The sequence below is a fragment of the Flavobacterium sp. genome (genome assembly GCF_043756175.1).
GTDB lineage: Bacteria > Bacteroidota > Bacteroidia > Flavobacteriales > Flavobacteriaceae > Flavobacterium.
Window position 1 is genome coordinate 1 of record NZ_JAYURN010000164.1, and the last position, 7,559, is coordinate 7,559.

The window sequence follows — 7,559 nt, forward strand, 5'->3', positions numbered from 1 at the left end:
GCTAATTTGTCTGCTCTAAAAAGCCTGTTTTGTTGTAAAACTGATTCTTCGAGTGTGATTTTTTTGTTTTGTGCTGTGACAAAAACTGTAATGAAGATGCTTAGTAAAAGCAGTATTCTCTTGTTCATAATGATTTTTTTGATTGCGTAAATGTATAAAAAAAGGACAGTGTTTTGAAATTTTATGAATCTCTTAACACTATCCTTAATTATTATTGAATGAGAAAATTAAATAATTCCTTCCTCATTTTCTTTATCCAAATATTCTTGAACTATCTCAATTGCATTAGTAACAACATCGCTCAAAGCAGTTATAAAACTTCCGTCTACGGCATTGTCTATGGCATGTTTAATGGCCTCTATTTCTTTTGGAATAATTTCGTGGGTTACTTCTCTGCCGGCTTCGGCAATACCTTCTAAAATTAAATCGATGATTTCTTCTTCGGTTCTTCCGCGTAAATATTTTTCTTGACGAATAATAATATGGTCAAACATTCTACCAGCAATTAATCCGCATTCTTTAATATCTTCGTCGCGACGATCACCAACACCCGCAATAATTCCAATTTTTTTGATTGCATCAATATTTTCTAAATAACCTTCAATACCACGGTAACCTGCAGGATTATGCGCAAAGTCGATAAGTACTTTAAATTTTTTGAACTCAAAAATATTCATTCTTCCAGGAGTTTGCGCAACACTTGGAATAAATGTTTGCAATGATAAACTAATATCTTCGGTTTTAAAACCATATAAATAACTAGCTAAAGTGGCTGCAAGAACGTTTGCAATCATGAATTTAGCTTTTCCGCCTAAAGTTAAAGGAACGTGAGTAGCTCTTTCTACTCGTATTTTCCATTCTCCTTTTTTGATAGTGATGTAACCATTTTCATATACCGCAACGGTTTTGCCTTCCTTACACAATTTTTTTATTAATGCATTGTCTTCACTTAAACTGAAATAAGCTACATTACAACTTAGTTCATTGGCGATTTTTATGCAATAATCATCTTCAGCATTTAAAATTGCCCAGCCATCTTTTTTTACACTTCTTACTACGGTCGCTTTTACTCTGGCTAAATCGTCTAATGTATGAATATCGCTTAATCCTAAATGATCTTCTTGAATATTTGTTACAATGGCAATATCGCAACGACTGAAGCCAAGTCCTGAACGAAGTATTCCGCCACGAGCAGTTTCGAGAACTGCAAATTCGACTGTTGGGTCTTTAAGAATATATTCGGCAGAAACAGGTCCTGTCGTATCTCCTTTTTCCATCATGTGGTTTTGTACATAAATCCCATCAGATGTAGTGAATCCAACTTTATAGCCATTATTTTTTACAATATGAGCTAAAAGTCTTGTTGTAGTCGTTTTTCCATTTGTTCCAGTAACTGCAATAATTGGAATACGACTTGGTTTTCCTGGAGGATATAACATATCTATTACTGGAGAAGCTACGTTTCTAGGTAACCCTTCTGATGGTGCTAAGTGCATACGAAATCCAGGTGCAGCATTCACTTCGAGAATACAACCCCCATTTTCTTTAAGTGGTTGTGTGAGGTTTTCAGCCATAATATCGACACCACAAATATCTAGACCAATTACTCTAGAAATTCGTTCACAAAGGAAAATGTTCTCCGGATGCATCATATCAGTGACATCTACAGAGGTTCCTCCAGTGCTGAGGTTTGCTGTCGATTTTAAATATACAATCTCATCTTTTCTAGGAATTGTATCTACTGTATATTTTAATTTTGCTAATAAATCTTCGGTATCTCTATCAATTAAAATTTCGGTTAATACATTTTCGTGACCGTAACCACGACGAGGATCTTTGTTGGTTTCTTCGATTAATTTTGCAATAGAATCTGTAGCATTTCCAACTACATGTGCAGGAACACGTTTTGCAGCAGCTACTAATTTGTTGTCTATAATAAGGACACGAAAATCATGACCTGTAATGAACTTTTCGACAATAATTCTATGGCTGTATTTTTTTGCATAAGCCAATCCTTCTACTGCGTCTTCCCAATTGGTCACATTTATAGAAGCGCCTTTTCCGTGATTTCCGTCTAATGGTTTTAGTACAATTGGATAGCCAATTTTTTTGATAACACTGGTTAAATCCTCTTCATCAACACAAATTCCTCCACCAGCAACTGGAATAGAAGCTGCATCGAGCATTTTTTTGGTTTGTTCTTTATTGCAAGCAATATCTACAGCAATGCTACTAGTTTTGCAAGTAATTGTAGCTTGAAAACGCATTTGGTTTACTCCGTAACCTAATTGGACTAATGAGTTTGTTCCTAGACGTATCCAAGGAATGTCTCGATTCACGGCTTCTTCGACAATGCTTCCTGTACTTGGTCCTAGACGGACTTTATCACGAATAACACGCATTTGTTGAATATCGGCTTCTAAATCATATTCTGTTCCAGCAATTAATGCTTCGGCAATATTTACTGCACTTTCGGCAGCAAATATTCCTACATTTTCTTCGGTGTAACTAAAAACGACATTATATATTCCTGGAGTTTTGGTTTCGCGAGTACGACCAAAACCTGTTTCCATTCCGGCAAGTGTTTGTATTTCGAGTGCAATATGTTCTATAACGTGTCCCATCCAAGTACCTCGTTCTATGCGTGAGAAAAATCCGCCACGACAACCTTCGGAACAGCGATGCTCTATCATGGTGGGAAACATGGCTTCTATTCGTTCGCGAAAACCGTCTATTTTATTGGTAGGAAACTGTTCCATTTCCTCTAAATCCAAACGCATTTGGATTAATTTTTTACGTTGAACACTCCAAATGTTTGGTCCACGAAGCGCTTGAATTTTATCGATTTTCATTTTTGATCAGTTATTTTTTGTAATGTATTTGTTAAAAATAGGAAATATTTGTTTTATAAAAGCTCTTTTATTGGTAGAAATATTAAAAATAGTTGTTTTTTGTTGGTTTTCAGTTTTTTAGGAATGCTGATAGTAATTGGTTTTATGAATTTTAGCCCTGATGGAAGTGAAAATCCTTTTTGTGCTTTTCCCTTCGACAAGCTCAGGATGACAAAAGCACAAAAAGATTGTAACGAATAGCAGGAAATGTGTTGATAAATACTGTAAAGTTTTGCTTCAAAAAAAAGAAAATAGATTTGCATTATTTCAATTTTTGGTTATTTTTACCGAATGAATATACAAGGAAAATTAATCATTATAGGTGGTGCGGTTGATAAGGGAAGTTTTACGGAAACGGATCTTGATAAGAGTGCAACAAAAAATTTAAACTTTTTTGAGACTGGAATTTTGAAAAGAATTCTTGACGAATCGAAACATAAATTAGAATCTAGAATTGAAGTTATTACTACGGCTTCTAAAATTCCTAAAGAAATTGGACCTGAATATGTGAAAGCTTTGAGCTATTTAGGCGCTAATAATGTTGATGTTCTAGATATTGAACGTCGAGAACAAGCTATGTCTCCTGAAATTGTAGCTAGATTGAAAGCTGCCGATGTAGTAATGTTTACTGGAGGAGATCAGTTGCGACTAACGTCGATTCTTGGCGGAACGCCTTTTCATGATTTATTGCTAGAAAAATACCATAATGAAGATTTTATTTATGCAGGAACTTCGGCAGGAGCTGCGGCTGCTAGTAATAATATGATTTATCAAGGAAGTAGTTCGGAAGCTTTGTTGAAAGGTGAAGTGAAAATTACTTCTGGTTTAGGATTGATTGATGGTGTTATTATTGATACTCATTTTGTGCAACGAGGCAGAATTGGGAGACTTTTCCAGTCGGTAGTAGGAAATCCAAAAGTGTTAGGAATTGGTCTAGGAGAAGATACAGGTTTGCTTATTACTAATGGAAAACAAATGGAAGCGATAGGTTCTGGACTTGTTATTCTTGTTGATGGTCGTGAGATAAAAGACACAAATTTGACACAAATAGAGTTGGGACAACCTATTTCTATTTCACATTTAGTAACCCATGTGATGAGTAAATACGATACTTTTAATTTGGATACTTTTAAAATGACCATTCATTCTTCACAATACGTATAATTTTAGATTTTAGATTTTAGATTTCAGATTTTTTGGATTCTAAAATCTAAAATCTAATATCTAAAATAACAAATGAAATTAATCATCCACGGCGGTTTTTTCTCGGAATCCTCTACAAATGCTGAAACAAAATTAGCAAAGCAAAACGCCTTAGAGCGAATTGTAAAATCATCTTATGAATATTTGAAAACGCATTCGGCTGTTGAAACAGTGGTTTATGCAGTTTCTCAATTGGAAGATGATGAATTGTTTAATGCAGGAATTGGTTCTCAAATACAGAGTGATGGAAAAATAAGAATGAGTGCTGCTATTATGGATGGTGAAACTCAGAAAATGAGTGGTGTAATAAATATTGAAGATGTTAAAAATCCTATTCAGGTAGCTCAAGTATTAATGAGTGAAGACGATAGAGTTCTTGGTGGAAGTGGCGCTACAAATTATGCAAGACAACATGGTTTTGAGAAATTTTCGAATGAAATTCCACAACGAAGAACTGAATATGAAGCCAAACTAAAATCATTAGGAACAGGAACTGTAGGTTGTGTTGCTTTAGATGAAAATAATAAATTAGCTGTTGCCACTTCTACGGGAGGAAAAGGTTTTGAATTGGTTGGAAGAATATCAGACTCGGCAACTGTCGCTGGAAATTACGTAAACGAATTTTGTGGTGTGAGTTTAACAGGCGTGGGTGAGGATATTGTAAGTAATGCGACTGCAGCCAAAATAGTAACTCGCGTTACCGATGGTTTTACTTTAGACAAAGCATTCGAAAAAACTTTTGCAGAACTTAAACCTTACGATGGTTTTGCAGGAGCAATTGCTATAGATAGTAAAGGAAATATATTTCATCAAGATTCACATCCAAGTATGGTTTTTGCAAGTTATGACGGAGTGAATTTTGAGGTTTTTGACTAGGTTTTATTAAAAATAAAATAATAAAATAAAACTCCGCCATTATTGCTAATGTGCGGAGTTTTTAATAAACAAACCAACCTAACCAAATTTATATGTAACCAGCATATAAACTATTTTTTATCCTCATCTTCTTTTCTATCACTAACTGAATTTTCTATTTTCGCTTTAGTACCATCAGCTTTGTAATAGTAGTAATCATCAGGATTATTTGAGTTATCGTTATAGTCATCATTATTGTTTTGATAACCATTGTAATTGTTACCGTTTCCATGATCATTAGTGTTGTAATAAGAAGAACGATAACCTTTTACAGAGCCAAAAATGTCTACGATTTGACCTCTTCGGTTGTAAATAATTCTTAATCCACCTATTTGAGAAAGTGCAAAACGATTGTATTTCATATAAACGGTTCCAATTCTACTCACACGATCATTGTAATCGTAATTGATAAAAGTATTTCCAATTCTTCTTACTCTACCAAAAGCATCATGTTCGATACGAACTCCGTAATTTTCAGGTCTTCTATTTTCTTCGCTTCCTGCTCTTTTTCCAGCAGTTTTGTAGTAATAATCTCCTTGTGAATCTTGTGGTCTGGTATTAAAATCGAATTCACCATTTGGGAATACATAAAATCCGATGCCACGCTCTGTAAATGCTATAGGTTCATCAAAATTGAATCTCGCAATTGTTGTGTTATCAGAAAAAATAGGATTTTCTGACGCATTTGCCATACTTCCTACCAGGAAGATGCTGGCTACTAAAAGAGTAATTTTTTTCATGATACTGTGTTTTAATAATTTGCTTACTCTTGCGATTTTTAGCTTCCTCGAACAAATAAAATATCTTGTTGTAATAGTATATTCAATTTGCGTGCCAAAAATTAATAAATACATTATTTTTAGTTTTGACATGTGATTGAATAATTGACAGTTAAACTGTTAAATTCAAACTATTATTGTGTTTTTTATTTATATTTTTTTATATATTTGCTAAACCAAAAACCTACTATCTATTATGAAAACAATTACGCAGAAGATTATAATTATTTTTTTATTTACCATAAATGGTCTTTTTGCACAAACTTTCGTGCAAGCATATGCAGATATTGTCAACCAAACTTCTCAGACTAATATTACAACTAACCTAACAGAATATGAAAATTTAGGAGTTAAAAGAAGAGGAACTGCTCAGTTGCAAAACACATTAAATTGGCTAAAAAACAAGTACAGTAGCTACGGTTATAGTGCAGGTCAAATAGTTGAAGATACTTATTCTTATTCGGGATTTACTTGCAAAAATTTAACCATAAATAAAATAGGAACTGTTTATCCTAACACTTACGTAATTGTTTGCGGGCATTACGATTCTATTACAGGTACAGGAACTAATGATAACGGAAGTGGTATTGTTACTATTCTTGAAATGGCTAGATTGTTGCGAAATGTGCCAACAGAATATTCTATAAAATTCGTCAATTTTTCGGGAGAGGAAGATGGTTTAAAAGGCAGTCAAGCATATGTTAGTAATGTTGTTAATGCAACCACTCCGTTAAATATTAAGATAGTTTTTAATTTAGACGAAGTAGGAGGCGTTGCAGGAATGACTAATAATAATATTACTTGTGAAAGAGATACATCTACACCAACAACAAACAATGCGGCTTCTAATGCATTTACAAACGAAATGATTACTTGTGTAGGCTTATACTCCCCACTTAGCACAACATTATCATATGCATATGCATCAGATTACATGTCTTTCCAGAGTAATAATAACATAATTACTGGGATGTTTGAAACTAATGAAACTACACATAAGCACACAGCTACTGATTTGTTGGTAAATATGGATCCTATTTATAACTACAAAGTTGCCAAAGCAGCTATTGGAACTACTTTGCATTATGCAGTTGCAAGTACAGCATTGTCTAACGAAGATTTTAATCAAGATTTTCAAGTGAGCTTTTTCCCAAATCCGACTAAAGATTTTATTAATATCAATTTAGGAACATTAACAGAAAAAGAGTATCAATTTTCATTAATAGATATAAATGGTAAAGTAGTGTTAGAAAAAACGATTAGAAATCCAAATCAGATAGAAAAAATAAATATTAATAGTCTTACTAAAGGAATTTATTTAGTAACTCTAAATGCTGGAGATAAGAAAATAAGCAAGAAAATCGTGATTGAATAATTATAAGATTAAATACTTTATCGCAAATTTTTAAGTTGGTATAATTTAAAAAAAAACAATGAAAAAAAATCTATTATTTGTCATTTTATTTTTTATTATAAGTTGCCAAAAAAACAATGTCGATTTTAAACAATTTGAAATTAGTCACACTGATGGTTGGAAAAGGAGCTATTCATTCGTAGTTTTTAAAGATAGGTTTTTTGAATTTAATGAAAATTCCGGAGAGAGAAAAGGCGGAAAACTTAATAAAAATGATTTTGAAAGTCTACTACTTGAATTATCAAAATTGGAAAACAGTAATTTAAAATCTAAAACTGAAAATTGTATTGACTGTTCAAAAACGTCAATAAATATTGATAGAAATAATAAATCTTTCAAGATTATACAGAAAGCCAA

At 33.0% G+C, this 7,559-nt stretch carries 6 protein-coding genes; 4 read left to right on the plus strand and 2 right to left on the minus strand.

Features of this window, described 5'->3' with window-relative positions; all coding sequences use genetic code 11:
- Positions 1 to 227: 227 nt before the first annotated feature.
- Positions 228 to 2,852: a cyanophycin synthetase gene (cphA, locus tag ACH2BP_RS12735; RefSeq protein WP_395060484.1), complete on the minus strand. Its 2,625-nt coding sequence runs from the start codon at positions 2,850 to 2,852 to the stop codon at positions 228 to 230.
- 330 nt (positions 2,853 to 3,182) lie between these two features.
- Here cphA and ACH2BP_RS12740 point away from each other — a divergent pair, with 330 nt between their 5' ends.
- The gene (locus ACH2BP_RS12740; RefSeq protein ID WP_395060486.1) at positions 3,183 to 4,055 is read left to right on the plus strand and encodes a cyanophycinase; all 873 of its coding nucleotides are present in this window, start codon (positions 3,183 to 3,185) and stop codon (positions 4,053 to 4,055) included.
- Positions 4,056 to 4,127: 72 nt separating this feature from the next.
- Positions 4,128 to 4,970 carry an isoaspartyl peptidase/L-asparaginase gene (locus ACH2BP_RS12745; RefSeq protein WP_395060488.1) on the plus strand — a complete coding sequence of 281 codons (843 nt, stop codon included), beginning with the start codon at positions 4,128 to 4,130 and terminating at the stop codon, positions 4,968 to 4,970.
- A 110-nt stretch (positions 4,971 to 5,080) separates the two neighbouring features.
- Here the strand turns inward: ACH2BP_RS12745 and ACH2BP_RS12750 are convergent, their stop codons facing one another.
- Complete coding sequence (locus tag ACH2BP_RS12750) at positions 5,081 to 5,749, minus strand: hypothetical protein (RefSeq protein WP_395060490.1); 669 nt, start codon at positions 5,747 to 5,749, stop codon at positions 5,081 to 5,083.
- A gap of 235 nt (positions 5,750 to 5,984) precedes the next feature.
- On the opposite strand from ACH2BP_RS12750, the gene ACH2BP_RS12755 reads away from it, so the two are divergent.
- The gene (locus tag ACH2BP_RS12755) at positions 5,985 to 7,163 is read left to right on the plus strand and encodes a M28 family peptidase (RefSeq protein WP_395060492.1); all 1,179 of its coding nucleotides are present in this window, start codon (positions 5,985 to 5,987) and stop codon (positions 7,161 to 7,163) included.
- 58 nt (positions 7,164 to 7,221) lie between these two features.
- Positions 7,222 to 7,559, plus strand: a 338-nt coding sequence (locus ACH2BP_RS12760) for a hypothetical protein (RefSeq protein ID WP_395060494.1), incomplete at its 3' end; no start/stop codon positions are given.